Origin of the sequence: Paraburkholderia monticola, assembly GCF_001580545.1 — a bacterium.
GTDB classification, from domain to species: domain Bacteria; phylum Pseudomonadota; class Gammaproteobacteria; order Burkholderiales; family Burkholderiaceae; genus Paraburkholderia; species Paraburkholderia monticola.
The window spans coordinates 121,026-144,404 of record NZ_LRBG01000022.1 but is presented as its reverse complement, the minus strand read 5'-3'; the positions used below and the strand labels follow the sequence as shown (position 1 = coordinate 144,404).

Sequence of the window (23,379 nt, the reverse complement as noted above, 5' to 3'; positions counted from 1 at the left end):
CTGCCGATTATCGGCGATGGCGCGAGGCTTTGTCGATCCGCGGTAGCCGCCGCGCGGATCGCTCTACCCTGTGCGTCTCACGGGTAATGCACGGCGAGCCAAACGGTGGGCTCGGTATCGCTCGTCCACGCGACGCGGTGCCGGCAATGCGCTTCGATCAGCACGTGATCGCCGGGCTTCATCGGATGCGGTTCGGCGCCGCCGTCGAATTCGAGCACCGCCGCGCCGCTCAGCAGCACAACCCATTCGGCGCGCGGGCTGTCGTACCAGAAGCCGGGCGGGCTCGCCTGCGCGGTCGAAACGATCCGCTCGATCGTCACCCCGCCCTGCTCGACCAACGCGTCGATCTGCTCATCGGGCGATGCCGCCCCCGACTGCGCGATGCCGTCGAACAGATTGCCCCTGCTGCGTGCGGGTTTGAGCGAGCCTGTCATGTCATGCCGCTCATTGCATCGGCTTGAGCCCATCGAGCAGCGTCGGCACCAGTTCGCTGATGGTCGGATGCACGTGCATCGCGTATTGCAAAGTCGGATACGGAGCGCCCGCGGTCATGATGTCGACGAACGTGTGGATCGCCTCGTCGCCCTCGATGCCGTGAATCGCCGCGCCGAGTATCTGTTTGCTCTGCGCATCGACGAGCGCCTTCATGAAGCCATCGGTTTCGCCGCGCTCACGGGCGCGGCCCACGCGCGACATCGGCATCGTCGCGATCAGCGCTTCGCGGCCGCTCTTGCGCACCTCCTCCTCGGACATGCCGACGCGCGCGAGCGGCGGATCGACGAACACCGCATACGTCATGATCCGCGTGTCGACGCTGCGCGCGCCGCCGTCGAGCAGGTTCGCGGCGACGATCTGGTAGTCGTCGTAGGACGTATGCGTGAACGCGCCGCGTCCGTTCACGTCGCCGATCGCCCATACGCCCGGCACGCTGGTGCGCAGTTGGCCGTCGACGATGATCGTGCCGTGGCGGTCGGTCTCGATGCCGGCGGCGTCGAGACCGAGGTCGTTGGTATTCGGCGTGCGGCCGGTCGCGAGCAGCAGGTGCGACGCCTCCATGGCCGGGACGTTCTGCTCGAAGCCGATGCACACGTCGTTCGCCCGATGCGGATGCGGCTCGACGCGGGTCGGCTGCACGCCGAAATGAAACTCGACGCCCTCGCGCGCGAGCACCTTCTGCACCGACTCCGCGAAATCGGCATCCTCGCGATTGAGCACGCGCTCGCCGCGCACGAGCACGCTGACGCGGCTGCCGAAGCGGCGAAACACCTGCGCGAATTCGAGCGCGATATAGCTGCCGCCGACGATCACCAGATGATTCGGCACCTCGGTGAGTTCGAGCAGCGTCGAGTTCGTGTAGTACGGAATCCGCCCGATGCCTTCGAGCGGCGGCACCACGGCGCGCGTGCCGGTGTTGATGAAGATTTCGTAGGAGCTCAGTTCGTCGACCAGTTGGCCGTCGCGCCCGCTGATCGCGAGCGTGCGCGCACCGGTGAAGCGCGCGTGGCCGTTGAATACCGTGATGTTGTCCGTGCCGCGCAGCCAGTTTTCGACGCCGCTGCGCGACTGTCCGATGATTTTGTCCTTGCGCGCCTTCACGGCTGCCAGATCGACGCTGACCGAGCCCACCTGCACGCCGAGTTCCGCCGCATGGCGCGCTACGTGCGCCGCGCGGGCGCTCGCCACATAGGATTTGGTGGGCGTACAACCCACGTTCACACAGGTGCCGCCAAACTCCCCTCGTTCGATCACGGCGGTGCGGCGGCCGCTTTGAGCGAGACGCACGGCGAGCGGCGAACCGCCTTGTCCCGTACCGATCACGACTGCGTCGAAGTGCTGTGGCATGGCAACTCTCCCGGGGCTGGGTGCAGGTCGTAGCATCTTACGCTTAGTGCCACGGGCTGCCATGCCTGAATGTGCGCGCCCTCCTCCGGGTCGGCGCGATCTGTTTCGGATTACTGCAAACCCTGCCCGGAACCTCTCAAGCGTGGCAATGAACGGCGCAAATCAACTCGCGCGAGCGTTGCAACGCGGCCTGCGCGCCGCGCGCCGCGAACACCCAGCCGACCTGGCCCAGATTGAAGTCCTGCGACACCATCACCTGCATCAGCGCAACCATCGGCAGCACGACCGCTGGCCGGTAAAGCTGGTTTCTGATCAACTCTGACATGACGACCCCCATCGCGGGGCGCCGCTTCGGCACCACGCACCCATAACATTTCGATGGAGGAATTTTAGGGATTGGGCCGCCGGCGATAAATACCGGCAACGCGAAGTCACTTGTTCGGCAATCTGAACAATCGCGTCAGGACGCCTTGGCCATGCCGATCATCTGCGCGTCGTACAGCGTGCGCGCATAGGCGCTCGCGCCGACCGGCCGGCTGTACAGATAGCCCTGCTGCTTGTCGCAGTCGATCGCGCGCAGAAACGCCGCCTGCTCGGCGGTCTCGACGCCCTCGGCGGTCACGTTCATGCCGAGCGAGTGCGCCATCGCGACGACCGCCTGGGTGATCGCGATCGAATCGCGATGGTCGGGCAGACCCGCCACGAACGAACGGTCGATTTTCAGGTTATGCAGCGGAAAGCGCTTCAGATATGACAACGACGAATAGCCGGTGCCGAAGTCGTCGACCGAGACGCGCACGCCCATCGCGTTCAGCGCGCTCAGCATCGGCAGGACGGTGTCGCTGTCGCTCATCAGCAGCCGCTCGGTGATCTCGAGTTCGAGCGCGGCCGGTTCGAGCCCGGACTGCGCGAGACAGCGCTCGATGCGCTCGAGCAGCCCGTCGTTGAACTGCCGCGGCGACAGGTTCACCGCGACGATCAGATGCGGCGCGAGCGTGCGGCGCCACTGCGCGACCTGCTCGCAGGCGTGCTCGAGCACCCAGTCGCCGATCTCGACGATCAGTCCGGCGTCCTCGGCGACCGGGATGAACTCGCCCGGCGACACGTTGCCAAGCTCGCCGTTGTACCAGCGCAGCAGCGCTTCCGCGCCGATCGTGCGGCCGCTCTGGCTATCGACGATCGGCTGATACACGAGGCTCAGCTCGTTGCCGGCGAGCGCGCGCCGCAGCGACTGCTCGATCGTGAAGCGCCGCTGCAGATGCTGGTTCAGCTCGGCGGTGAAGAACTGGAAGTTGTTGCGGCCGCGCTGCTTCGCGTGATACATCGCCGAGTCGGCGTTGCGCATCAGCGTCGCGACGTCCTGGCCGTCTTCGGGAAAGAGGCTAATGCCGATCGACGCGCCCAGGTAGTACTCGTTGCCCGCCACCGCGAACGGCACCGCGATCATGTCGAGAACACGATGCGCGAGCCCGATCAGTTCGCCCGTATTGCCGCACGCGCTGGCGACGATCACGAACTCGTCGCCGCCGACGCGCGCGAGCGTGTCGCCGCGCCCAACACAGGCCGACAGCCGCTCGGCGACGCTGCACAGCAACGCGTCGCCCGCTTCGTGGCCGGCGGTGTCGTTGACCTTCTTGAAGCCGTCGAGATCGACGAACAGCACGGCGACGCTGGCGAGCTCGCTGCCGTTGTCGTCGATGGCGCGCGGCGCGAACAGGTCGCGCATGCGCTCGGTCAGGTAGGCCCGGTTGTAGAGGCCCGTCAGCGAATCGCGGGTGGCGAGGTACTTCAGCTGACGCTGGGCCTCGCGCACCGGCCCGATGTCGGAAAACGAAATCAGCACGGAGTCCGGCTCGCTCTCGCCGGGCCGCAGGATCGGAACGACGTTCTCCGTGATCCAGACGACTTCGCCGCTCGTCAGCTCGAGGCCGATCGTCACGCCGAGCATCGGCTTGCCGGTCGCGAGAACCTGCGCGACCGGACGGTTGGACTCGCCGATGACCGAGCCGTCCTCGCTGAACGCACGCGTCATCAAGCTCTGCATGCTGCGGCCGACGACTTGCGGCGTCACGTGCAGCATGCGCTGCGCGCTCGGATTGCAGGCGAGCACGATGCCGCTGCGCGACTGCACGACGATCCCCTCGCTCAGATGATCGACGACCAGCCGGTGACGCTCCTCGCTATGCGCGAGGCGTTGCGCCATCTCGTCCTGATGGACCGCGAGGCCGACGCTGCTGCCGATGTCGCGCAGCATCGCCTCTGCCTCGGGGGTCGGACGGCGCGTGGTGCGGTAGTAGACGGCGAACGCGCCGAGCACGATGCCGGCGTCGTTTTCGAACGGCACGGACCAGCATGCGCGCAGTCCGTGCGGCAACGCGAAAGCCCGGAAGTCTTCCCACAGTGGATCGCTTTCGATGTCGTCGACGATCACGAGACGCCGCTCGTACATCGCGGTGCCGCAGGAGCCGGCGCGCGGCCCGATCGCGGCACCCTCGATCGCGGCGCTGAATGCGGGCGGCAGCGACGGCGCGCCGCCGACGCGTACGTGCACGCCGTCAGGGTCGAGCAGCAGAATCGAGCAGCACGCGCCGTCGCCGAGCAGCGCCTCGGCGCGCCGGCAGACTTCGTCGAGCAGCTCGGGCAGCGGCGTGTTGCGAGTGATCAGCCGCAACACGCTGCGCTCCGATGCGAGTACTTCCTCGGCCTTTTCCGGCCGGTAACGGGCGCCTTCTGGCGCGGCTGTCGTCGTGCCACGTGATGTCGCTTCGCAATTCATAGTTGCGCCCCCCAACCCAACATCGGCACGTCAGTGTACGCGGCACACCGGGGTTTACACTAACCCGGCGGAAAAAATTGCAATGCATCGCGGGCGCGCGATTGCGCGTGGGGCGTGCAAGCATGGGCTGACGCGGCACGCTTCGGCAGCCGGTGGCTTCCATTGTCCCCAGCGGGACGGCCGCGTCAATGCCTCAATTGTTGCCGCCACCTCCGGGGGGGCGTTGCCCGCCGCCTCCGCCGCCTCCTCCGCCTTGGGGGCCGCCTTGATGGCCGCCCGGGGGACCGCCCTGAGGTCCGCCTTGATGACCGCCCGAAGGACCGCCTTGGGGTCGGTTGCCACCGCCTTGCGGGCCACCTTGATGCCCCGGCGGCGGACCGCCCTGCGGTCTTCCACCCGCGTTGCCTGGCGGCGGCCCACCCGGCGGCCGTCCACCCTCGTTGCCCGGCGGTCTTCCGCCCGGGTTACCCGGAGGCGGTCCGCCCGGCGGCGGACCACCCGGCGGCCGGCCTCCCGCATGTCCCGGCGGCCGGCCACCCGGGTGCCCTTGCGGCGGCCGGTAGTTCGGCGGCGGACGCCCAGCGCCGGGACGCGGCGGCGGGGGCGGCGCATGGTGCGACCAGCGCGATTGCTGGCCATACCACGGCCGCCCGCGATAGTAGTTGCCCCAGTAATCGCCGATCGAGAATGCGAGGATCGGCAAGCCGAGCGTGGCCCCGTAGTTCAGCGGCATGTAGCCGCCCTGGTACGGCGAACTGAGCCGCGATGCATAGACCCAGCCGCGCAGATTCGGCGCGGCGACGTCGCACCATTGATAGTTGCTCAGGCACCCCATCACCGAGACCGGAACGCCGGCCGGCAGTTGCGTGACGATCGGGTAGTCGGATGCCGGACCCGCGCGCACGTTGGTCCCGCTGTTCGTATAGGCCTGCGACTGCGCATTGGCCGCGCCGGGCAGCGTCAGAAGGCCCGCCACCACGTAAAAACCGACAACAACTTGTCGCTTCATTCTTTCTCCCTTTTTGATGGCCGCGTTTTCACCGGCCCGGCCTGCGTACCCCCACTACCAATATATAGACGTTGCCTCCACTTCGTGACACGCGAACGCGCATGCGCGCCGACCGCACACGCCTTGCAGCGCCGCCCTGCCGCCCACGCACGACATATGCCAGCCGGCGCCCCGCCCGGCAACATCTGGTAACGACTCGCCCGAACTCCCGCGTTGTTCGGCGGTCTGCTAGGCGCGTGGCCGGCCGATCATCGGCAGCATGATCAATCCATGCATCGCCGGGACCCCGATGAACCTCTTCCGCCCACTTCTGATCGCCGGACTGCTGCTCGCACATCCGTGTGCCCACGCCACGAGCTTCGACTGCCAGCGCGGCCGCTCGCCGACCGAGCGCGTGATCTGCGGCGACCCCGCGCTGTCGACGCTCGACGACACCTTGGGCCGACTCTACTGGAAAGCCCGTCGACGAGTCACCCAGCGCCGCATGTTCATCGACGACAGCGATAGCAAGTGGGCCTGGCGCGAAGCAAACTGCCGCGACGCCGCGTGCTTGCAGAGCTGGTACGCGACGCGGATCGACGAATTGCAGCGACTGCTGGCGAGCCTGCCGGGCGGCGCGCGACACGCGGTGTCCACGGAACCGATCGTGGACGCTTCGACGCTGCAATGCACGGCCGCGAAGCCGGGTCTCAACGTGAACGAGCAATGTCCGAGCGTGATCGGGCAATCCGGCAAGCGGTGGAAGTATCAGCCGCACGATGCCGACTGGTTCTGCGGCGTGGCGACATTGGAGGCGGCGGACATGGCGTCCCCGCAAGCGCAGGTGCAAGCGAGCACCGGGCAATGAAACGGCGGCATACGCCGGCAAGAGCGGTTGACCTCGCGCGGATCGGATGACTTGCGCTTGCAGCGGCAATTACGCCGGCAGACTCAACCGGCAGCGGACGGCTCGTCGCCCTCGCCGGTGCCGAACAGTTCCGCGCAAAGCTGCGCGCCGATCTCGCTCAGCGACGCGGCACCGGTGCCGTCGTCGTGGAACATCGTGTCGACGAGGCCGCCGTCCGAGAGCGCAGTCAATTGCCGCCGCAAGCTGCTCATCGGCACGCCGGCCTGCTTCGACAGCTTCGCGAGCGACCACGCGCGCCGCGGCGTCTCGCGATGCGCGCGCCATAGCTGCGCGAGTATCGCGGCCAGTTGCGGGTCGATGTCGTCGTCGTTCATGGAGTCTCCCTGTCGTCGTGCGCCAGTTGCGTGGCCGTTGACCCGCTCACGCCATCCCGGTGGCGAGCTCGCCGAGCGTCTTCAACGCCGCTTCGGCCTGCGCGGTCCACGGATAGCTGTAGTTGAGCCGGATGAAGTGCCGAAAATCGTTGCGAGTCGAAAACATCATCCCCGGCCCGACCGTGATCCCGCGTTCGAGCGCCGCCCGATAAAGCCGCATCGAATCGATCGCGGCCGGCAGCTCGACCCACAGCACGTAGCCGCCCTGCGGCGTCGACACCCGCGTGCCGACCGGAAAGAAGCGCAGCACCAGCGCGCTCATGATGCTCGCCTGCTGCCGATACACCCGGCGCAAGTGCCGCAAATGCCGGTCGTAGCCATCCTGACGCAGATAATCGGCGACCGCGACCTGCGGCACCGACGGCGTCGTCAGCGTATTCAGGAACTTGAGCTTCTCGACCTGCGCGCGATAACGCCCCGGCAACGCCCAGCCTATCCGGTAGGACGCCGTCAGGCTTTTCGAAAACGACGCACAGTGCAGCACGAGCCCTTGGGTGTCGAAGGTTTTCAGCGTCGACGGCCGCGTGTCGCCGAAATACAGCTCCTGGTAGACGTCGTTCTCGATCGCCGGAATCTCGTGCGCGGCCAGCAGTTCGACCAGCTGCCGCTTGCGCTCGTCGGACATGCAGAAACCGAGTGGGTTCTGGAAATTCGGCATCACCATGCAGGCGGCGATCTTCTGTCGCGCGATCACTTTCGCGAGCGCGTCGATATCGATGCCGTCGACCGGATGGGTCGCCACCTCGATTGCGCGCATGCCGAGACGCTCGATCGCGTGCAGCATCGCGTAGTAAGTCGGCGATTCGACCGCGACAGTGTCACCCGGCTTCGCGACCGCCTGCAGGCTCAGGTTGATCGCCTCGGTCGCGCCGAGCGTGATGACGATCTCGCCCGGATCGACCGGCAGCCCGTTTTCCGCATAGCGCCGCGCGATCTGCCGGATCAGCTCGGGGTTGCCCGGCGGCAGATCGTCGATCAGGTTCCAGCTCGCGTGACGGCGCGCAATCGCGTTCGCGTACTGGTTGATGCGCCGCCACGGGAACAGCGACGGATCAGGATACGGCGAGCCGAACGGCACGGCGTCGTGGGCGCGGATGCTGCGCAAAGTCGACAGCACGAGGCGGCTCACGTCGACCGTCGCGGGCACCGGCGGCGGCGCCGCCGACTTGCGGCCCGCGCGTGCCGCGGGCGGGGCCGGCGCGAGCGCCCGTGCGGCCGCGTCGCGCACGAAGTAGCCCGATTGCGGCCGGCTCTCGACGATGCCGCGGCTCTCCAGCAGCGCATATGCATGCAGCACCGTCTTGATGCTGACGCCGTGCTGCTGGCTCGCCTGGCGCACCGACGCAATCCGCTCGCCGGCCGTGAATACGCCGCGGCGCACGGCTTCGGTGATTTCGTCGGCGAGTTTCTCGTAGAGCTTCATGCGAGTCGGACGGCTTCAGGTACGGTCGCGCAACTGTACTCCTATTCTTTCCGATTTTCTGTATCCGACGCAGTTTGTGGAACACAGTAGGCTCTGGGACATTGGTCTGCAAGGCCTGTCGAATCCGTCCATTGCCACGTCATGAAGAACGAAGCCCGCATCGAAACTGGTTCAGAAGCCCGCATCGAGCCGTACAAGCACCCCGCCGCCGGTTGGGGCGCGCTGAAGTATGTCGCGATCAACCTGATCAAGGAGAAAGTCGCGGGCGGCAACTACCGCACGCTGCTCAAGCAGAACCAGCCCGACGGCTTCGACTGCCCCGGCTGCGCGTGGCCGGATCGCGAGCATGCGTCGACCTTCGAGTTCTGCGAAAACGGCGTCAAGGCGGTGGCCGCCGAGGCTACGGCCAAGCGCGTGACGCCCGCGTTCTTCGAGCGGCACAGCGTCGCCGAGCTGATGACGCAATCGGACTTCGAGCTCGAACAGCATGGCCGTCTGACCGATCCGCTCGTCTACGACGCCGCGCGCGACCGCTACGTGCCGATCGGCTGGGATGCGGCGTTCGAGCTGATCGCGAGTCATCTGAAACACCTCGACGATCCGAACCGCGCCGCGTTCTATACGTCGGGTCGCGCGAGCAACGAAGCCGCGTTCCTGTACCAGTTGTTCGTGCGCATGTACGGCACCAACAATTTCCCCGACTGCTCGAACATGTGCCACGAAGCGACCAGCCGTGGCCTGCCGCACACGGTCGGCATCGGCAAGGGCACGGTCACGCTCGAGGACTTCGAACACGCGGACACCTTGCTGATCTTCGGCCAGAACCCGGCCACCAACCATCCGCGCATGCTCGGCGAATTGCGCGAATGCGCGAAGCGCGGCGCGACGATCGTGTCGATCAATCCGCTGAAGGAGCGCGGTCTCGAACGCTTCGCGAGCCCGCAGCATCCGGTCGAAATGCTGACGATGGGCAGCACGAAGATCAGCTCGGTGTTCATCCGGCCGAAAGTCGGCGGCGATTTCGCGCTGATCAAGGGCGTCGCCAAGCGCGTGCTCGAACTCGACGATGAAGCGCTCGCCTCGGGCCTCGAGCGCGTGCTCGACGTCGGCTTCATCGCCGAACACACGGTCGGCTTCGAGGCATTCGCCGACGATCTGCGCGCCGAGCGCTGGGACACGATCGTCGCCGAGGCAGGCGTGCCGTTCGACGAGGTCCTGAAGCTCGCCGACATCTACGTGAAGGGCCGCGCGGTGATCTCGACGTGGGGCATGGGCCTCACGCAGCACAAGAACTCGGTCGCGACGGTACAACTGCTGTCGAACCTGATGATGATGCGCGGCAATATCGGCCGGCGCGGCGCGGGCTTGTGCCCGGTGCGCGGCCACTCGAACGTGCAGGGCAACCGCACGGTCGGCATCGAGGAAAAGCCGACCGACGCGTTTCTCGACAAGCTCGGCGCCGCCTACGATTTCGCACCGCCGCGCGAGCATGGGCTCGACGTCGTCAACACGATTCAGGCGATGCTCGATGGCAAGGTCAAGGTGTTCATCGGCCTGGGCGGCAATTTCTCGATCGCGACGCCGGACACGCCGCGCACGTGGGACGCGATGCGCGCGTGCGATCTGACCGTGCACGTGACGACCAAGCTCAATCGCAGCCACCTCGTGCATGGCCGCGACGCGCTGATCCTGCCGACGCTCGGGCGCACCGAGATCGATCTGCAAAACGGCGTGGCGCAAGGCGTCAGCGTCGAGGATTCGATGAGCATGGTGCACATCTCGTATGGCATGAACAAGCCGGCATCGGACAATCTGCTCTCCGAAGTGGCGATCGTCGCCGGCATGGCCCACGCGACGTTGGGCAGCGCCAAGGTGGACTGGCTCGCGCAGGCGGCCGACTACGCGCTGATTCGCGACGGCATCGCGAAGGTGATCGACGGCTTCGACGCCTACAACGAGCGCCTGAAGAAGCCGGGCGGTTTCCATCTCGGCGTGGCGTCGCGCGATCGCATCTGGAAGACGCCGAGCGGCAAGGCGCAGTTCATCGCCCACGCGATCGCGCTCGACACGCCGATTCACCAGGCGCGGAAGCGTCACGGCGAGCGCCTGATGACGCTGATGACCACCCGCTCACATGATCAGTACAACACGACGATTTACGGTCTCGACGACCGTTATCGCGGCGTGTATGGCCAGCGGCGCGTGCTGTTCGCCAACCGCGACGATCTCGCGATGCTCGGTTTCGCGGCCGGTCAGCGTGTGGATATCACGAGCGTGTGGGCCGATGGCATCGAGCGGCGTGTGGACGGCTTTCTGCTCGTCGAGTACGACATTCCGCGCGGTTGCCTCGGCGCCTACTATCCGGAGACGAATCCGCTGGTGCCGCTCTCCTCGGTCGCCGATGGCGCGGGCACGCCGACGTCGAAGTCGATTCCAGTCTTGTTGAGCGCGTCGGCGCCGAGCGATGGCGCGACGCTGGCGGCTTGAACTCAGGCCTTCTTCGCCAGATCGCGATGCGTCAGATACAGACGTAGATCGAATTCGATCTGGTGGTAACCCGGCTGCATGAACTCGCACAGACGATAGAACGCCTTGTTGTGATCGCTCTCTTTCAGATGAGCGAGTTCGTGCACGACGATCATCTTCAGAAACTCCGGCGCCGCCGACTTGAACAGCGACGCAATGCGGATTTCCTTCTTCGCCTTCAGCTTGCCGCCTTGCACGCGCGAAATGCTCGTGTGCAAACCGAGCGCGTGACGCACGACGTCGAGCTTGCTGTCGTACGTGACCTTGTCGATCTGCTCGGCGCTGCGCAGGTGCTCGCGCTTGAGCTCCGCGCAGTACGCGTACAGCGCGCGGTCGGTCTGCACGTCGTGCGTGTTCGGGTATTTCTGCGCGAGGTACGAGCCGAGCTGATCGGCCGCGATCAGCGTTCTCACCTTGTCTTGCAGAGGTGCGGGGTAGCCGGTCAGGTATTTCAGGTGAGACATCGAGTTCGGACTCCGTCGAATCCAGTATTTTCGCCGATTTCGAATCGACCATCGAGACGGCATCGACGTAAATCCCTGGTTTCCCTTGATTCGATCGCGAGCAAATTAATGCAGAAGGCCCACCTTAACGCGGCATAATAAGCAAGCGCTAAATTCGAATCGGCGTTCAAGGCGCGCGCCAACCGAAGGGGCCTTATGACACTTGCAGTGAAACACATGCCGGGCAAAGGCAAGCGTTTCGTCGAACGCATCTATCGTCTTCGCGTCATAGGGCTGGCACTGGGATTTTTTTGCGTGGCGTCGGTTTTCCAGAAACAGGATCGCGGTCCGTTGCTATGGGGACTACTCGTATTTCACGGATTTATCTGGCCGCATGTCGCACGCCGCGCCGCCCACGCATCGAGCATTCCCTATCGCGGCGAACAGGCCAATTTACTGATCGACGCCTTGTTCGGCGGATTCTGGGTCGCGGCCATGCGATTCAACGTGCTGCCCAGTGCGGTCATCCTCGTGATGCTCAGCATGGACAATATGGCGGCAGGCGGGCTCACGCTATTTGCGTGGGGCCTCGTTTGTCATGTTGCCGGCTTGCTAGTTGGTCTCGCCGTCGTCGGGTACGCGTTCGAGCCGATGTCGCACATGTCGACCATTCTCGCGTGCTTGCCGTTTCTCATCGCTTATCCGCTCGTATTGGGGTGGTCGATGCACCGGATATCGCAGCAACTGGCTCAGCAGACCCGTTCGCTTGAGCAACTCAGTCGGACGGACGGGCTGACCGGATTGCTGAATCGTCGCACGTGGGAAAATCTGCTGGCCGCGGAATTCGCGCAATGCCGGACCGCGGGATGGACATCGTCGCTATTGCTGATCGATCTGGACCATTTCAAGCGGATCAACGATACCTACGGACATCCGACCGGAGACGCGGTATTGAAAACGCTGGCCGGGATGCTGCGCGAGCATTTTCACGACAGCGACTGCATCGGACGATACGGCGGCGAAGAGTTCGGTGTCGTACTGCGTGGCACGACGCTGTCGATCGCATCGGGCGCCGCCGAACGACTCGTCGCGGCAGTCAGGCAGAACGCGCAGGGAGACAATCCGAGCTTCCCTTGCACGCTGAGCATCGGCGTCGCTCAATTCGATCCGGCGATGCGCCACCATGTCGAATGGCTGCAGAAGGCCGATGCCAATCTGTACGCGGCAAAACTCGGCGGGCGCGATCGCGTGGTCATCGCGAACGAAACGGCGTCGACGTCATAGCGTGCAACCGCCGATCGCGTCGATCGCGTCGATCGCGAGCAATGGTAGAATTCGCGTCCGCGCAAAACGCATACCCCTGCCGGGGTGATGAAATTGGTAAACATAGCGGACTTAAAATCCGCCGCTTCACGGCTTGCCGGTTCGAGTCCGGTCCCCGGCACCATCTCCCTCCGTCGATTTCAACGGTTCGCGATAGCGCCCGCGAAAAGCGGGCGGCGAACACTGATCCCCCGAACCAAACAAGAACCGGAATACGCGCCGCCCGTCTTGCGTCGCCCCGCCCACGCACAGACGCCATGGCGTGGACGGTCGCGTTGCGGTTCGTATCTGGCGACAACCGCACGAAGTTCATCCGCGAGCGCCGCGAAATGATGCACGAGCGGCGTGCGTTCCGGCGCGAACAAATATTGACGTTTGTTGACGCAGCAAAAGCCAAAAATCATCCTTCGCCCATTCCCTGTTCCTGTAGGCGCCGGCTAGGCTAACTGTTCCCCCACAGCGACTGAGGTACTCGGAATGGCGTATCAACAGGATTCGGACGGTGTGCGCGTCGTGCTTAGTGCGCCTCAACTGGCGGCGGTGCTAACCCGCCAGTCGATCAGCCCCACGGAAATGCTTTCCAAACGGCTATGGGGCGGTTTGCAACTCGTCGGTGGCCTGCTCGAAATGGTCGGAGCCGGGGCGCTGTGTGTGATGCCAGAACCGACGATGGCAAGCAAGGCCGGGTGCATTGTGTTCGGCGCACATGGTTCTGACTCGGCTGCGGCTGGCCTGCGTCAGGTCTGGACGGGACGCGATACTGACTCCCTCACCCGGCAGGGTACGACGAAGCTGGCTGAGGCGATGAAGGTCAGTCCCGACATGGCCGACAATATCGGCCTGTCGCTTGATATTGCCGTGTCGGTAGGCGTTGCGAGCTCGATCAAGGCAGTGCGGGCGTCCCAGATCACGATGGGCCGGATCAAGCTGGTAGATCACGAAGCGAGAGAGGGCAGCCGCATCGGTGGACACACTATCGATAAACACGTTGGAAAAGATAAGGCATGGCTGCAAGCGAGGCTCGCACGCGAGACTGAACTCGCAATGGTTACGTCATTCCGCAATCTGGCAATGGCAGAATGGGCTATTTCTCAGGTGATGCAACAAAACGCATCGACCATCAGAGCGTGGGCACGGGCGAGCAATGGTGCGAACAGGCTTCCGTTGGTCGGTGATACAGGGCGCAACGTGGGATATGGCTTAGTCCGGAAAACTGGGGAAATGATCGAACTTGGCAAGGTTCGAATGTTCCTGCAAAGGCAACAATATAACGGTATGCCGTATTACATTATCACTGCCTATTTGATCAAGTGAAGCCTTATGGAACAGACCGACAAATATCCGGAATTATCGAATTTCATTCAGATTTATTTTGGAGAAGATTTCTCTTTGTGGGGAAATACCATAGAGGAGATTTTTGCCTTGTACAGAAGCGAAAGCGATCCGGCAGCGCGTTCAACGTTGCAACATGAAATCGACAGATTCCTTTCCGATAATTCTCGCGAATTGGATGCTTCCTTTGAAGCTGCCTATGGACTTTTCGTTGATCCTCCGCTATGGGGCCACACGACCGCGTCTTTCCTTGGTAAGTTGAAGCGTCTACTGAGCGAGTAGTTCACCTATCGCCGCGCGTGGCCCGTTTCATGCTGTCGGGTGCGTCCACGCAGGCGATCTTCGCATTTGTCCCAAGCCATCTGCATGAGGGTTCGCATTATTGCCCCCAAGACTTGCACGCACTGAAATTGCATGCCTCCTCAAGGCTGCGCCTGCAACACCCCCCAATTCACGAGTATCTGCTGAATGCTGCGCGCGTAGGCATTGCGCTCCTTCGGCGACTCCGAGTGATACGCGCCAATGGCGCGCCACGTATTGCCATAGCGCACCATCTTCTGCTTCAGCAGCCACGCGGCCACATAGACGTTAATGCACGGATCGGTCAGGGCGCGATGCGGGATGCCCTGCTTCGCCAGTTCCGGAAAATGAACTGAATTGATCTGCAGTTGCCCCACGTCGATCGAGCCATTGGCGTTGCGGTTGATCGCGGCGGCATCCCCTTTCGATTCACGCCATGCGACCGCCCGCAGCACAAGCGGATTGACGCCCTGATACGTGCCCGCCTGCTCGAAGCAATCGTCGGCGCGAGCGGCGCCGCACAGCGCGAATAGACCGAGCGCAACACCGGCCATCCATACGGATGCCGTGCGCGGGGAGCGTCGCTCCGTCACCGGGGCGCCCCTCATCGTGCGGACGCCACGTCGATCTGCCGCTCGACGTCCTTCAGATAGGCGCGCGACTGCTCCGACACGACCAGACGCGCGAGAGGCATGCTGATCCTCGGCTCGCTGCGGCGCGTTTTCTTTTTCTTCGCGGACGGACGCGGCGGCGCATCGTCGTCCTCATCGGCGGAAGCTGGCAGCATCGTCAGCGATGGCAGCGGCGGATAGACCCTGTCGGCGGCGGGCGTGGCGAGTGCAACGGTCTGCGGGCTGGCGAGCGCGGGCGTCGCGCCCGGACCCTGCTGGCCAGCCCACACGGTCGACGCAAGCAGCAGCGCCGCGACGGTCACGAGAATACGGCGCATGGCTTAGCTTCCTGATTGCATCGGCTTGATCGACACGCTGTACGGCTGGTTCGGACCGGCCGTCAGGTTCTGCAGGTCCAACCGGGCAGCGTGCTGCGCGGGCACCCCTTTCCAGATCGCCTGATTGATATAGGGGAAGTCCTGACCGAGCGCCGTGACGAGGATCGTGGTCGGCTGCTTTTGCGCCGCGGCGAGCGCACCCGCCTTGGCCAGCACCGCGCTCAGCTGCGGATCACGCGCGCCCAATGCGTCGGCGGGAATCTGAAAGCTGATGACGTCGGTCGACACAGCCGGCTTGTCGCTTTGCACAGTATTGGCCGGCGGCAATTGCGCGCAGCCGCTCACGACAAGTAGAGCAAGAAAATACGCCATCCACTTCACGGGTGACTCCATGGGTATTCAGGTCATATGGACGTTGACGGCCGGCAAGAGGCCAACTTGAGAGCGAACGCGCAAACGTTTGCGAAATAGGAAAAGTCAACCCGCGAAGCCGGAAGTCGACGAAAGATCTACGAGCCAACCCGGCCTGCGGAAGCAGAAATTCTCCGCGCGATACGGTGGTCGGAACCGGCGGAGTCGCGCCGGAGCGCATTCATCCCCAGGTCACAAACGTTCCCGATAATCCGCAAACGAAAACGTTTACAGCGGATCCGAAACCGATGACGCCGACGATCAAGGATGTCGCCGCCCACGCGGGCTTTTCCATCGCCACGGTGTCGCGCGCGATCAACGCGCCGCATACCGTGAACCCCATCACGCTCGACAAGGTACGCCAGTCGATCGACGCGCTGAACTTCCGTCCGAGCCCGCTCGGCCGGCAATTGCGCGGCGAGCGCACCCGCCTGATCGGCGTCGTTCTGCCGACGCTCGCGAACCCGGTGTTCGCCGAATGCCTGCAGGGCATCGACGATCTCGCGTCCGCGCAAGGCTATCGGCTGATGCTGATGACCACGCAGTACGACGTGGACCGTGAACGTCACGCGATCGAAACGCTGCGCGAGCATCGCGTCGAGGGCTTGATCCTGACGGTCGCCGATGCCGACACCCATCCGCTGCTCGACCAGCTCGACCGCGACGGCCTGCTCTACGTGCTGATGCACAACGACACGGTGCGGCGCCCGTCGGTGTCGGTCGACAATCGCCTCGCCGCCTACGACGGCGTGCGCCGCCTCATCGCGCACGGCCACCGCCGCATCCTGATGCTGGCTGGCTCGTTCGCGGCGTCGGATCGCGCGCGTCAGCGGCATCTCGGCTATACCCAGGCGATGCAGCAGGCTGGCCTCACGCCGGCCCCCGCGCTCGAAGTCGACTTCAACGCGGAAGAACTCGCGCCGTCGGTGCTCGCGCACCTGACGCACGGCGCAAACCGTCCGACCGCCCTCTTCTGCAGCAACGACCTGCTCGCGATGGTCGTGATGCGCGGCCTGCGGCGCGCGCGTCTGTCGATTCCTCAGGACATGTCGATTCTCGGCTTCGACGGCCTCGCGATGGGCGAGCTGCTGTCGCCGGCGCTCGCGAGTATCTGCGCGCCGAATCGCGAGATCGGCTGCGCGGCGTGGCAGCGTCTGCTCGCGCGCATCGGCGGCGCACGCGAGGATCGCGGCTTCGCCGCGACCTCGCTGGCATTGACCTTGCCGCACAGCGTGCGCGAAGGCGCAACGATCACGGCACTCGCCTCGCAGGTGGATCTCGACCGAGCGTCGCCAGCCTATGGACTAGCCGCCCCGGCAGCCACGGAAAAGCCGTTCGCATAAGAAGCTGCATGACGCCATGCGCAAGCGCATGCACAGATTTCGTCACCCACTCGCGCAACACACACACGCCCGCAACAGAGTTGCATGGGCTCGACCAAGGAGATCCGCAGTGACCCGCTCGACCTCACGCTTTGCGTCCCCGCTCAAGCCGCTCTGGCAAAAACTCGCACGCGCCGCCGCGACCGCGCTGCCGGCGAGCGTGCTCGTCGCGGGCGCGGCGCTCGTCACGCTCGCGCCGCAAGCCGCGCGTGCCGACGAAACCGCGATCTGCTACAACTGCCCGCCCGAATGGGCCGACTGGGCGAGCCAGATCAAGGCGATCCAGCAGAAGACCGGCATTCGCGTGCCGTTCGACAACAAGAACTCGGGGCAATCGATCGCGCAATTGATGGCCGAGCAGAAAAGCCCGGTCGCCGACGTGGTGTATCTCGGCGTGTCGTCGGCCTTCCAGGCGAAGGACAAGGGCGTGATCCAGCCGTACAAGCCCGCGCACTGGGACGACATCCCCGCCGGCCTGAAAGACCCGCAAGGCTACTGGTTCACGATCCACTCGGGCACGCTCGGCTTCTTCGTCAACAAGGACGCGCTCGAAGGCAAGCCGGTGCCGCGTTCGTGGGCCGATCTGCTGAAGCCCGAATACAAAGGCATGATCGGCTACCTCGATCCGTCGAGCGCGTTCGTCGGCTATGCGGGCGCGGTCGCGGTGAACCAGGCGCTCGGCGGCACGCTCGAGAACTTCGAGCCGGGCCTCGACTGGTTCAGGAAGCTGAAGGCGAACGCGCCGATCGTGCCGAAGCAGACCGCGTACGCGCGCGTGCTGTCCGGCGAAATTCCGATCCTGCTCGACTACGACTTCGACGCGTATCGCGCGAAGTACAAGGATCTCGCGAACGTCGAGTTCGTGATTCCGAAGGAAGGCACGATCTCGGTGCCGTACGTGATGAGCCTCGTGAAGGGCGCGCCGCACGAAGCGAACGGCAAGAAGGTGCTCGATTTCGTGCTGTCCGACGAAGGCCAGAAGCTGTGGGCGCAGGCGTATCTGCGGCCGGTGCGCGCGAGCGCGATGAGCGCCGAGACCGCCGCGCAGTTCCTGCCCGCGAGCGACTACGCGCGTGCCAAGCCGGTCGACTTCGCGAAGATGGCCGACAAGCAGTCGGCCTTCGGCGAGCGCTATCTGCAGGTGATGCATTGAACGACGTCACGTTCCCGCTGCGCTGGCGCATTGCGTTGCTCGCGCCCGCGCTCGCGGTGTTCATCGCCTTCTGGCTGCTGCCGATGGGCGCGCTCGCGCAACTCTCCGGCGGCGGCCACCCGTTCGCGACCTATCGCGCGATGCTGACCAATCCGCGCTACATGTCGAGCCTGGGTTCGACCGTCGTGCTGTCGGCGGCGGTCACGGCGGCCACGCTGGTGCTGTCGGTGATAGCGGGACTGCTGCTCGCGCGTCGCGAGTTTGCGGGCAAACGCACGCTGCTCGCCCTGCTGACCTTTCCGCTCGCGTTTCCGGGCGTCGTCGTGGGCTTCATGGTCATCATGCTGGCGGGACGTCAGGGGCTGATCGGCGCGTTGTCGCTGAAACTCGCCGGCGATCGCTGGGTGTTCGCGTATTCGATGAGCGGCCTCTTTCTCGGCTACCTGTACTTCTCGATTCCGCGCGTGATCGTCACCGTGATGGCCTCGGCGAGCAAGCTCGATGCCTCGCTCGAAGAGGCCGCCCGCTCGCTCGGCGCGTCGCCGTGGCGGATCATGCGCGACATCGTGCTGCCGGCGCTGTCGCCCGGTCTGATCGCGGCGGGCGCCGTGTGCTTCGCGACCGCGATGGGCGCCTTCGGCACGGCGTTCACGCTCGCCACCGACATCGACGTGCTGCCGATGACCATCTATACCGAGTTCACGCTGAACGCGAACATGGTGACGGCCGCGGGGCTGTCGATCGTGCTCGGCATCGTCACGTGGGCGGTGCTGGCGCTGGCGCGCAGCGCGAGCGGCTCGGGCGTGGCGGCGAGCGCATGAAACCTATGGACTCGATCACGGCCTCTTCACCCTCCTCGCCCTCCTCGCCCTCCTCGCCCTCCTCGCCGTCACAGCCGGCGGCGGGACCGCGCGCGCGACGCACGTGGCCTTCCTCGCGAAGCTGGCTCGCCGCCGGTCAATGGTTCGTCACCTTGCTGCTGTGCGCATTCCTGATCGTGCCGGTCGTCATGTCGATCGAGGCAGGGCTGACGGTCAACTACTTCAAGGGCGTGTCGAGCGGGCTCACGCTGCGCTGGCTCGTCGAAGTGTGGACGCAGTATCACGACTCGGTGTGGCTATCGCTCGAAGTGGCCGCGGCGACGCTCGTCGTCACGCTGCTGACCGGCGTACCCGCCGGCTATGCGCTGGCGCGCAGCAAGACGCGCTTCGCGCGCATCGTCGAAGAGTTTCTGGTGCTGCCGATCGCGCTGCCCGGCCTCGCCTCGGCGCTCGCACTGCTCGTGATCTATGGCGGCTTCACGTCGTTTCGCATGAGCGCGGCATTTATCGTCGTCGGCCACGTGGTGTTCACGCTGCCGTTCATGGTGCGCGCGGTCGCGGCGGTCTGCGCGAGCAGCGACCTGCGCACGCTCGAAGAAGGCGCGGCGAGCCTCGGCGCGAGCTTCTTCACGCGCTTCGTGACGATCGTGCTGCCGAACGCGCGGCCCGGCATCGTCGCGGGCGCGCTCGCGGTGCTCACCCTGTCGATCGGCGAATTCAACCTCACGTGGATGCTGCACACGCCCGACACGAAGACGCTGCCGGTCGGCCTCGCCGATACCTACGCCTCGATGCGCATCGAGATCGGCAGCGCGTACACGATCCTGTTCCTGATCATGACGATGCCGCTGCTCGTCGCGATGCAATGGCTCGGCGTCGATGCGACCGGCCAGCGCAGCGCGTCGAAAAAGCGCGCCGCCGTCGCTCCCGCCAAACTCATCGACACGCCATGAAACTGACCTCGGTTCCCATCACGCTCACGCAGTGCGCCAAAACGTTTCGCGGCACGCGCGTGCTCGAACCGCTCGATCTGTCGATCGGCGCGGGCGAAACCCTGGTGCTGCTCGGACCGTCGGGCTGTGGCAAGACGACGACGCTGCGTCTGATCGCGGGCCTCGAAACGCCCGACGCGGGCGGCCGCATCGCTTTCGGCGACGACGACGTCACCGCGCTGCCGATCGAAAAACGCGCGGTCGGCATGGTGTTCCAGAGCTACGCGCTGTTTCCGAACCTGACGGTGCGCGGCAACATCGGCTACGGTTTGAAGATCAGGCGTGTGCCGGCCGCGCTCGCGCGGCAACGCGTCGACGAACTGCTCGGCATGATGCGGCTCACCGCGCATGCCGACAAACCGATCGATCAACTGTCGGGCGGCCAGCGTCAGCGCGTGGCGCTCGCGCGCGCGCTCGCGGTGCAGCCGCGCGTGCTGCTGCTCGACGAACCGCTGACCGCGCTCGATGCGCGTCTGCGCGACACCTTGCGCACCGAGATGAACGCGTTGTTGCGCGAGCTCGGCATCACGACCGTCTACGTGACGCACGATCAGGCCGAAGCGATGGAGCTCGGCGATCGCATCGTCGTGATGAGCGCGGGGCGCATCGAGCAGATCGGTTCGCCGCGCGACATCTACTATCGCCCGGCCAATCGGACGGTCGCGCAGTTCGTCGGCACGATCAACCGGGTCGCGGGCGAACCGCGCGACGGCCTGCTGGCGACGACCGGCGGCGCGGTGCCGTTGCCCGCGCAGGCGTCGAATGCAAACGTCATGCGCGAAATCTTCTTTCGCCCCGAGGATGCCCGGCTTACCGACCCCGCGCTCGCGCAGCTACGCGGCCAGATCGAAAGCACCGCGTTTCTCGGCGAACGCACGCGTCTGACGATTGGCGGCGCCGCGCCGGAGCCGCTCTACGTCGACGTCGCGGGGCGGATCGAGCTTGCGCGCGGCACGCCGGTCGGCATTTCGATCGAGCCGGACGCGCTCATTGCGTTATCTTAGGGCCTGTTCAGACTAAGCAAAGCCGGCGCCCACTCACGGCGCTCAACGAGAAGGAACCGAAGGACCACTGTCATGCTGCTGGCTCAAATTAGCGACCTGCATATCAAGCAACCCGGCGCGCTCGCGTATCGCCGCGTCGATACCGCCGCCTATCTCGGGCGCTGCGTCGACGCGCTCAACGCACTGACGCCGCGCCCCGACGCGGTGCTGATCACCGGCGACCTCGTCGATCAGGGGGACCCGCAACAGTACGCATACCTGAAGACCCTGCTCGCGCCGCTCGCGATCCCCTACTTCCTGATGGTCGGCAATCACGACGAACGCGAGGCATTGCGCGCGGCGTTTCCCGAGCGCGAGGAATTGCAAAGCGGTGGCGAGTTCGTGCAGTACGCGTTCGACGTCGGCCCGCTGCGCGTGATCGCGCTCGATTCGCTGGTACCCGGTTCGAGCGCCGGCATGCTGTGCGACGCACGGCTCGCCTGGCTTGCGCAGCAGCTCGATGCCGCGCGCGGCAAGCCGGTCGTGGTCGCTCTGCATCATCCGCCGTTCGCCTGTCACATCGGGCATATGGACGACATCGGGCTCGATCCCACGGCATCAGAACAACTCGCGGCGCTGATCGCGCGGCATCCGAATGTCGAGCGCGTGCTGTGCGGGCACGTGCATCGCTCGATGTTCGCGCGTTTCGGCGGCACGATCGCGAGCGCGATTCCCTCGCCCGCGCACCAGGTCGTGCTCGATTTCCGCGAGGACGCACCGTCGGCGTTCGTGATGGAGCCGCCCGCGTACGCGTTGCATTACTACGACCCCGCGACCGGCCTCGTCACGCATCATGCGTACGTCGACGCGGCCGATGGCCCGTATCCGTTCTTCGACCATGGCGCGTTGATCGACTGAATTAGCGCTCGCGCGGGCCGCCGACGGCCTGCGCGGCCGTCAGCAGGAACCCGGCCGCTCCGGTATGATCGGCACGCTTGAGGACCGCGCATGGGCCGGTCCGTCGATCCGCCCCAGTCATGTCCACTTCCGACGCTTCCACTACCGCTCCCTCCACCCGGTCGTTGCGCGGCCTGCTGTTGCTGCTCGCAACCATCGCCGGTATCTCGGTGGCGAACATCTATTACAACCAGCCGCTGCTCGACAACTTCCGCCAGTCGTTTCCGGCCAGCGCGTCATGGGTCGGCGTGGTGCCGGCCGTCACGCAGCTCGGCTATGCGGCCGGCATGCTGCTGCTCGCGCCGCTCGGCGACCGCTTCGACCGGCGTCTGCTGATCCTGCTGCAGATCGCGGGGCTATGCGTCGCGCTCGTCGTCGCGGCGGCGGCGCCGACACTCGTGGTGCTGATCGTCATGAGTCTCGCGATCGGCGTGCTCGCGACGATCGCGCAACAAGCCGTGCCGTTCGCGGCCGAGATCGCGCCACCGCACGAACGCGGCCACGCGGTCGGCACCGTGATGAGCGGCCTGTTGCTCGGCATCCTGCTCGCGCGGACCGCGGCCGGCATCGTCGCCGAATACTTCGGCTGGCGCGCGGTGTTCGGCGCGTCGGTCGTCGCGCTGCTCGCGCTGGCGGTCGTCATCATTCTGCGTTTGCCGAAGAGCCAACCGACCTCGACGCTGCCCTACGGCAAGCTGCTCGTGTCGATGTGGCATCTGGTGACCGAGCATCGCGCGCTGCGCGAGGCGTCGTTGACCGGTGCGGCGCTGTTCGCCGCGTTCAGCATTTTCTGGTCGGTGCTCGCGCTGCTGCTCGCAGGCGCGCCGTTTCATCTCGGGCCGCAGGCAGCGGGGCTGTTCGGCATCGTCGGCGCGGCGGGCGCGTTGGCCGCGCCGCTCGCCGGCAAGTTCGCCGACCGGCGCGGACCGCGCGCGATCATCACGGTGTCGCTCGTGCTGGTCGTGATCGCGTTCGTGATTTTCGGCGCGTCGGCAAAGAGCATCGCGGGGCTGGTGGTCGGCGTGATCATTCTCGACATCGGCGTGCAGGCCGCGCAGATTTCGAATCAGTCGCGCATCTATGCGTTAAAGCCCGATGCGCGCAGCCGCGTGAATACCGTGTACATGGTCGCGTATTTCATCGGCGGGGCGCTCGGTTCGGGGGTCGGCGCGATCGTGTGGCCGATGTTCGGGTGGCTCGGGGTCAGCATCGCGGGGATCGCGTTTGCGGCGCTCGGTGCGTGGAATCACTTGCGCTTGCCGGCGCGGGCGGGGCATTGAAGGGAGGCTGATCAGTTGCGGGCATCAACACGCTTGTGATTTGCCTCTGCTGGTCGATGCCTGGCAACCTTTTTCGCATTCGGTCCCTGAAAATCATCCTGCGCCCATTTCGTCATTCGTCGCTACTGGGTAGCCTAATGGACTGGTGTGGCACAAGTCGAAGACCTGCGCCATTGTTCGTAAGACGCTTTGCGCG

The 23,379-nt window shown here is 65.3% G+C and carries 23 protein-coding genes and 1 tRNA gene; 13 read left to right on the top strand and 11 right to left on the bottom strand.

The genetic code is table 11. From position 1 onward, the window contains the following. Positions 1-77 precede the first annotated feature (77 nt). From CI15_RS17550 to CI15_RS17530, 5 genes are all read right to left on the bottom strand, one after another. The gene (locus CI15_RS17550; protein WP_062129578.1) at positions 78-434 is read right to left on the bottom strand and encodes a cupin domain-containing protein; all 357 of its coding nucleotides are present in this window, start codon (positions 432-434) and stop codon (positions 78-80) included. Between the two features lie 10 nt (positions 435-444). Continuing rightward, on the bottom strand, positions 445-1,842 hold the full coding sequence (locus CI15_RS17545) for an FAD-containing oxidoreductase (RefSeq protein WP_062129577.1): 1,398 nt from the start codon (positions 1,840-1,842) through the stop codon (positions 445-447). 136 nt (positions 1,843-1,978) lie between these two features. Beyond that, the gene (locus tag CI15_RS17540) at positions 1,979-2,167 is read right to left on the bottom strand and encodes a hypothetical protein (RefSeq protein WP_062129896.1); all 189 of its coding nucleotides are present in this window, start codon (positions 2,165-2,167) and stop codon (positions 1,979-1,981) included. Between the two features lie 135 nt (positions 2,168-2,302). Next, on the bottom strand, positions 2,303-4,618 hold the full coding sequence (locus CI15_RS17535) for a putative bifunctional diguanylate cyclase/phosphodiesterase (RefSeq protein WP_062129576.1): 2,316 nt from the start codon (positions 4,616-4,618) through the stop codon (positions 2,303-2,305). Positions 4,619-4,811: 193 nt separating this feature from the next. After that, positions 4,812-5,627, bottom strand: a complete 816-nt coding sequence (locus tag CI15_RS17530; RefSeq protein WP_062129575.1) for an SH3 domain-containing protein — start codon at positions 5,625-5,627, stop codon at positions 4,812-4,814. Between the two features lie 289 nt (positions 5,628-5,916). Between CI15_RS17530 and CI15_RS17525 the strand changes: the two genes are divergently transcribed. Next, entirely contained in the window at positions 5,917-6,474 is a 558-nt protein-coding gene (locus CI15_RS17525) for a lysozyme inhibitor LprI family protein (protein WP_062129895.1), read from the top strand. 83 nt (positions 6,475-6,557) lie between these two features. Here CI15_RS17525 and CI15_RS17520 read toward each other — a convergent pair whose 3' ends face one another. Together CI15_RS17520 and CI15_RS17515 are read right to left on the bottom strand one after the other, a co-directional pair. After that, positions 6,558-6,848: a helix-turn-helix domain-containing protein gene (locus tag CI15_RS17520; RefSeq protein WP_062129574.1), complete on the bottom strand. Its 291-nt coding sequence runs from the start codon at positions 6,846-6,848 to the stop codon at positions 6,558-6,560. Between the two features lie 46 nt (positions 6,849-6,894). Then, positions 6,895-8,331 carry an aminotransferase-like domain-containing protein gene (locus tag CI15_RS17515; protein ID WP_062129573.1) on the bottom strand — a complete coding sequence of 479 codons (1,437 nt, stop codon included), beginning with the start codon at positions 8,329-8,331 and terminating at the stop codon, positions 6,895-6,897. Positions 8,332-8,472: 141 nt separating this feature from the next. Between CI15_RS17515 and CI15_RS17510 the strand changes: the two genes are divergently transcribed. Then, positions 8,473-10,818, top strand: coding sequence for an FdhF/YdeP family oxidoreductase (locus CI15_RS17510; RefSeq protein WP_062129572.1), 2,346 nt, complete (start codon positions 8,473-8,475; stop codon positions 10,816-10,818). 2 nt (positions 10,819-10,820) lie between these two features. Here the strand turns inward: CI15_RS17510 and CI15_RS17505 are convergent, their stop codons facing one another. Further along, complete coding sequence (locus CI15_RS17505; protein ID WP_062129571.1) at positions 10,821-11,321, bottom strand: M48 metallopeptidase family protein; 501 nt, start codon at positions 11,319-11,321, stop codon at positions 10,821-10,823. 195 nt (positions 11,322-11,516) lie between these two features. Between CI15_RS17505 and CI15_RS17500 the strand changes: the two genes are divergently transcribed. The 4 genes from CI15_RS17500 to CI15_RS35400 all read left to right on the top strand — a co-directional run bounded on the left by CI15_RS17500 (position 11,517) and on the right by CI15_RS35400 (position 14,237). Continuing rightward, on the top strand, positions 11,517-12,584 hold the full coding sequence (locus CI15_RS17500; protein ID WP_062129570.1) for a diguanylate cyclase: 1,068 nt from the start codon (positions 11,517-11,519) through the stop codon (positions 12,582-12,584). 78 nt (positions 12,585-12,662) lie between these two features. Then, a tRNA-Leu gene (locus tag CI15_RS17495) sits at positions 12,663-12,747 on the top strand. A gap of 353 nt (positions 12,748-13,100) precedes the next feature. Continuing rightward, a complete protein-coding gene (locus CI15_RS17485; RefSeq protein ID WP_062129568.1) occupies positions 13,101-13,937 on the top strand; it encodes an RNase A-like domain-containing protein in 837 nt (278 codons plus the stop codon). A 6-nt stretch (positions 13,938-13,943) separates the two neighbouring features. Next, positions 13,944-14,237, top strand: a complete 294-nt coding sequence (locus CI15_RS35400) for a contact-dependent growth inhibition system immunity protein (RefSeq protein ID WP_075643715.1) — start codon at positions 13,944-13,946, stop codon at positions 14,235-14,237. Between the two features lie 140 nt (positions 14,238-14,377). Here CI15_RS35400 and CI15_RS17480 read toward each other — a convergent pair whose 3' ends face one another. The 3 genes from CI15_RS17480 to CI15_RS17470 are packed head-to-tail and all read right to left on the bottom strand — an operon-like array spanning position 14,378 to position 15,597. Beyond that, entirely contained in the window at positions 14,378-14,809 is a 432-nt protein-coding gene (locus tag CI15_RS17480; RefSeq protein WP_062129567.1) for a lytic transglycosylase domain-containing protein, read from the bottom strand. A gap of 50 nt (positions 14,810-14,859) precedes the next feature. Next, a complete protein-coding gene (locus CI15_RS17475) occupies positions 14,860-15,204 on the bottom strand; it encodes a hypothetical protein (RefSeq protein WP_062129566.1) in 345 nt (114 codons plus the stop codon). A gap of 3 nt (positions 15,205-15,207) precedes the next feature. Further along, the gene (locus CI15_RS17470; RefSeq protein WP_241495859.1) at positions 15,208-15,597 is read right to left on the bottom strand and encodes a hypothetical protein; all 390 of its coding nucleotides are present in this window, start codon (positions 15,595-15,597) and stop codon (positions 15,208-15,210) included. A 266-nt stretch (positions 15,598-15,863) separates the two neighbouring features. Between CI15_RS17470 and CI15_RS17465 the strand changes: the two genes are divergently transcribed. From CI15_RS17465 to CI15_RS17435, 7 genes are all read left to right on the top strand, one after another. Then, positions 15,864-16,958 (top strand): LacI family DNA-binding transcriptional regulator, encoded by a 1,095-nt coding sequence (locus tag CI15_RS17465; protein WP_062129564.1) that lies wholly within the window; start codon positions 15,864-15,866, stop codon positions 16,956-16,958. A gap of 109 nt (positions 16,959-17,067) precedes the next feature. Further along, complete coding sequence (locus CI15_RS17460; RefSeq protein ID WP_062129563.1) at positions 17,068-18,150, top strand: ABC transporter substrate-binding protein; 1,083 nt, start codon at positions 17,068-17,070, stop codon at positions 18,148-18,150. Next, the gene (locus tag CI15_RS17455; protein WP_062129562.1) at positions 18,147-18,971 is read left to right on the top strand and encodes an ABC transporter permease; all 825 of its coding nucleotides are present in this window, start codon (positions 18,147-18,149) and stop codon (positions 18,969-18,971) included. Before CI15_RS17460 ends, CI15_RS17455 begins: the two co-directional genes overlap by 4 nt. 5 nt (positions 18,972-18,976) lie before the next feature. Further along, positions 18,977-19,924 (top strand): ABC transporter permease, encoded by a 948-nt coding sequence (locus tag CI15_RS17450; protein WP_420915866.1) that lies wholly within the window; start codon positions 18,977-18,979, stop codon positions 19,922-19,924. Beyond that, positions 19,921-20,967 carry an ABC transporter ATP-binding protein gene (locus CI15_RS17445; RefSeq protein ID WP_062129561.1) on the top strand — a complete coding sequence of 349 codons (1,047 nt, stop codon included), beginning with the start codon at positions 19,921-19,923 and terminating at the stop codon, positions 20,965-20,967. The genes CI15_RS17450 and CI15_RS17445 overlap by 4 nt, the downstream gene beginning before the upstream one ends. A gap of 72 nt (positions 20,968-21,039) precedes the next feature. Further along, the gene (locus CI15_RS17440) at positions 21,040-21,864 is read left to right on the top strand and encodes a phosphodiesterase (protein ID WP_062129560.1); all 825 of its coding nucleotides are present in this window, start codon (positions 21,040-21,042) and stop codon (positions 21,862-21,864) included. 119 nt (positions 21,865-21,983) lie between these two features. After that, on the top strand, positions 21,984-23,183 hold the full coding sequence (locus CI15_RS17435; protein WP_062129559.1) for an MFS transporter: 1,200 nt from the start codon (positions 21,984-21,986) through the stop codon (positions 23,181-23,183). Positions 23,184-23,379 lie beyond the last annotated feature (196 nt).

Coding starts and splice junctions, on each gene's coding strand:
- CI15_RS17535 (WP_062129576.1), bottom strand. CDS start 4,618: ATGAATTGCGAAGCGACATCACGTGGCACGACGACAGCCGCGCCAGAA.
- CI15_RS17440 (WP_062129560.1), top strand. CDS start 21,040: ATGCTGCTGGCTCAAATTAGCGACCTGCATATCAAGCAACCCGGCGCG.
- CI15_RS17550 (WP_062129578.1), bottom strand. CDS start 434: ATGACAGGCTCGCTCAAACCCGCACGCAGCAGGGGCAATCTGTTCGAC.
- CI15_RS17480 (WP_062129567.1), bottom strand. CDS start 14,809: ATGGCCGGTGTTGCGCTCGGTCTATTCGCGCTGTGCGGCGCCGCTCGC.
- CI15_RS17520 (WP_062129574.1), bottom strand. CDS start 6,848: ATGAACGACGACGACATCGACCCGCAACTGGCCGCGATACTCGCGCAG.
- CI15_RS35400 (WP_075643715.1), top strand. CDS start 13,944: ATGGAACAGACCGACAAATATCCGGAATTATCGAATTTCATTCAGATT.
- CI15_RS17475 (WP_062129566.1), bottom strand. CDS start 15,204: ATGCGCCGTATTCTCGTGACCGTCGCGGCGCTGCTGCTTGCGTCGACC.
- CI15_RS17465 (WP_062129564.1), top strand. CDS start 15,864: ATGACGCCGACGATCAAGGATGTCGCCGCCCACGCGGGCTTTTCCATC.
- CI15_RS17500 (WP_062129570.1), top strand. CDS start 11,517: ATGACACTTGCAGTGAAACACATGCCGGGCAAAGGCAAGCGTTTCGTC.
- CI15_RS17445 (WP_062129561.1), top strand. CDS start 19,921: ATGAAACTGACCTCGGTTCCCATCACGCTCACGCAGTGCGCCAAAACG.
- CI15_RS17530 (WP_062129575.1), bottom strand. CDS start 5,627: ATGAAGCGACAAGTTGTTGTCGGTTTTTACGTGGTGGCGGGCCTTCTG.
- CI15_RS17435 (WP_062129559.1), top strand. CDS start 21,984: ATGTCCACTTCCGACGCTTCCACTACCGCTCCCTCCACCCGGTCGTTG.
- CI15_RS17485 (WP_062129568.1), top strand. CDS start 13,101: ATGGCGTATCAACAGGATTCGGACGGTGTGCGCGTCGTGCTTAGTGCG.
- CI15_RS17505 (WP_062129571.1), bottom strand. CDS start 11,321: ATGTCTCACCTGAAATACCTGACCGGCTACCCCGCACCTCTGCAAGAC.
- CI15_RS17470 (WP_241495859.1), bottom strand. CDS start 15,597: ATGGAGTCACCCGTGAAGTGGATGGCGTATTTTCTTGCTCTACTTGTC.
- CI15_RS17525 (WP_062129895.1), top strand. CDS start 5,917: ATGAACCTCTTCCGCCCACTTCTGATCGCCGGACTGCTGCTCGCACAT.
- CI15_RS17540 (WP_062129896.1), bottom strand. CDS start 2,167: ATGTCAGAGTTGATCAGAAACCAGCTTTACCGGCCAGCGGTCGTGCTG.
- CI15_RS17545 (WP_062129577.1), bottom strand. CDS start 1,842: ATGCCACAGCACTTCGACGCAGTCGTGATCGGTACGGGACAAGGCGGT.
- CI15_RS17510 (WP_062129572.1), top strand. CDS start 8,473: ATGAAGAACGAAGCCCGCATCGAAACTGGTTCAGAAGCCCGCATCGAG.
- CI15_RS17515 (WP_062129573.1), bottom strand. CDS start 8,331: ATGAAGCTCTACGAGAAACTCGCCGACGAAATCACCGAAGCCGTGCGC.
- CI15_RS17450 (WP_420915866.1), top strand. CDS start 18,977: ATGGACTCGATCACGGCCTCTTCACCCTCCTCGCCCTCCTCGCCCTCC.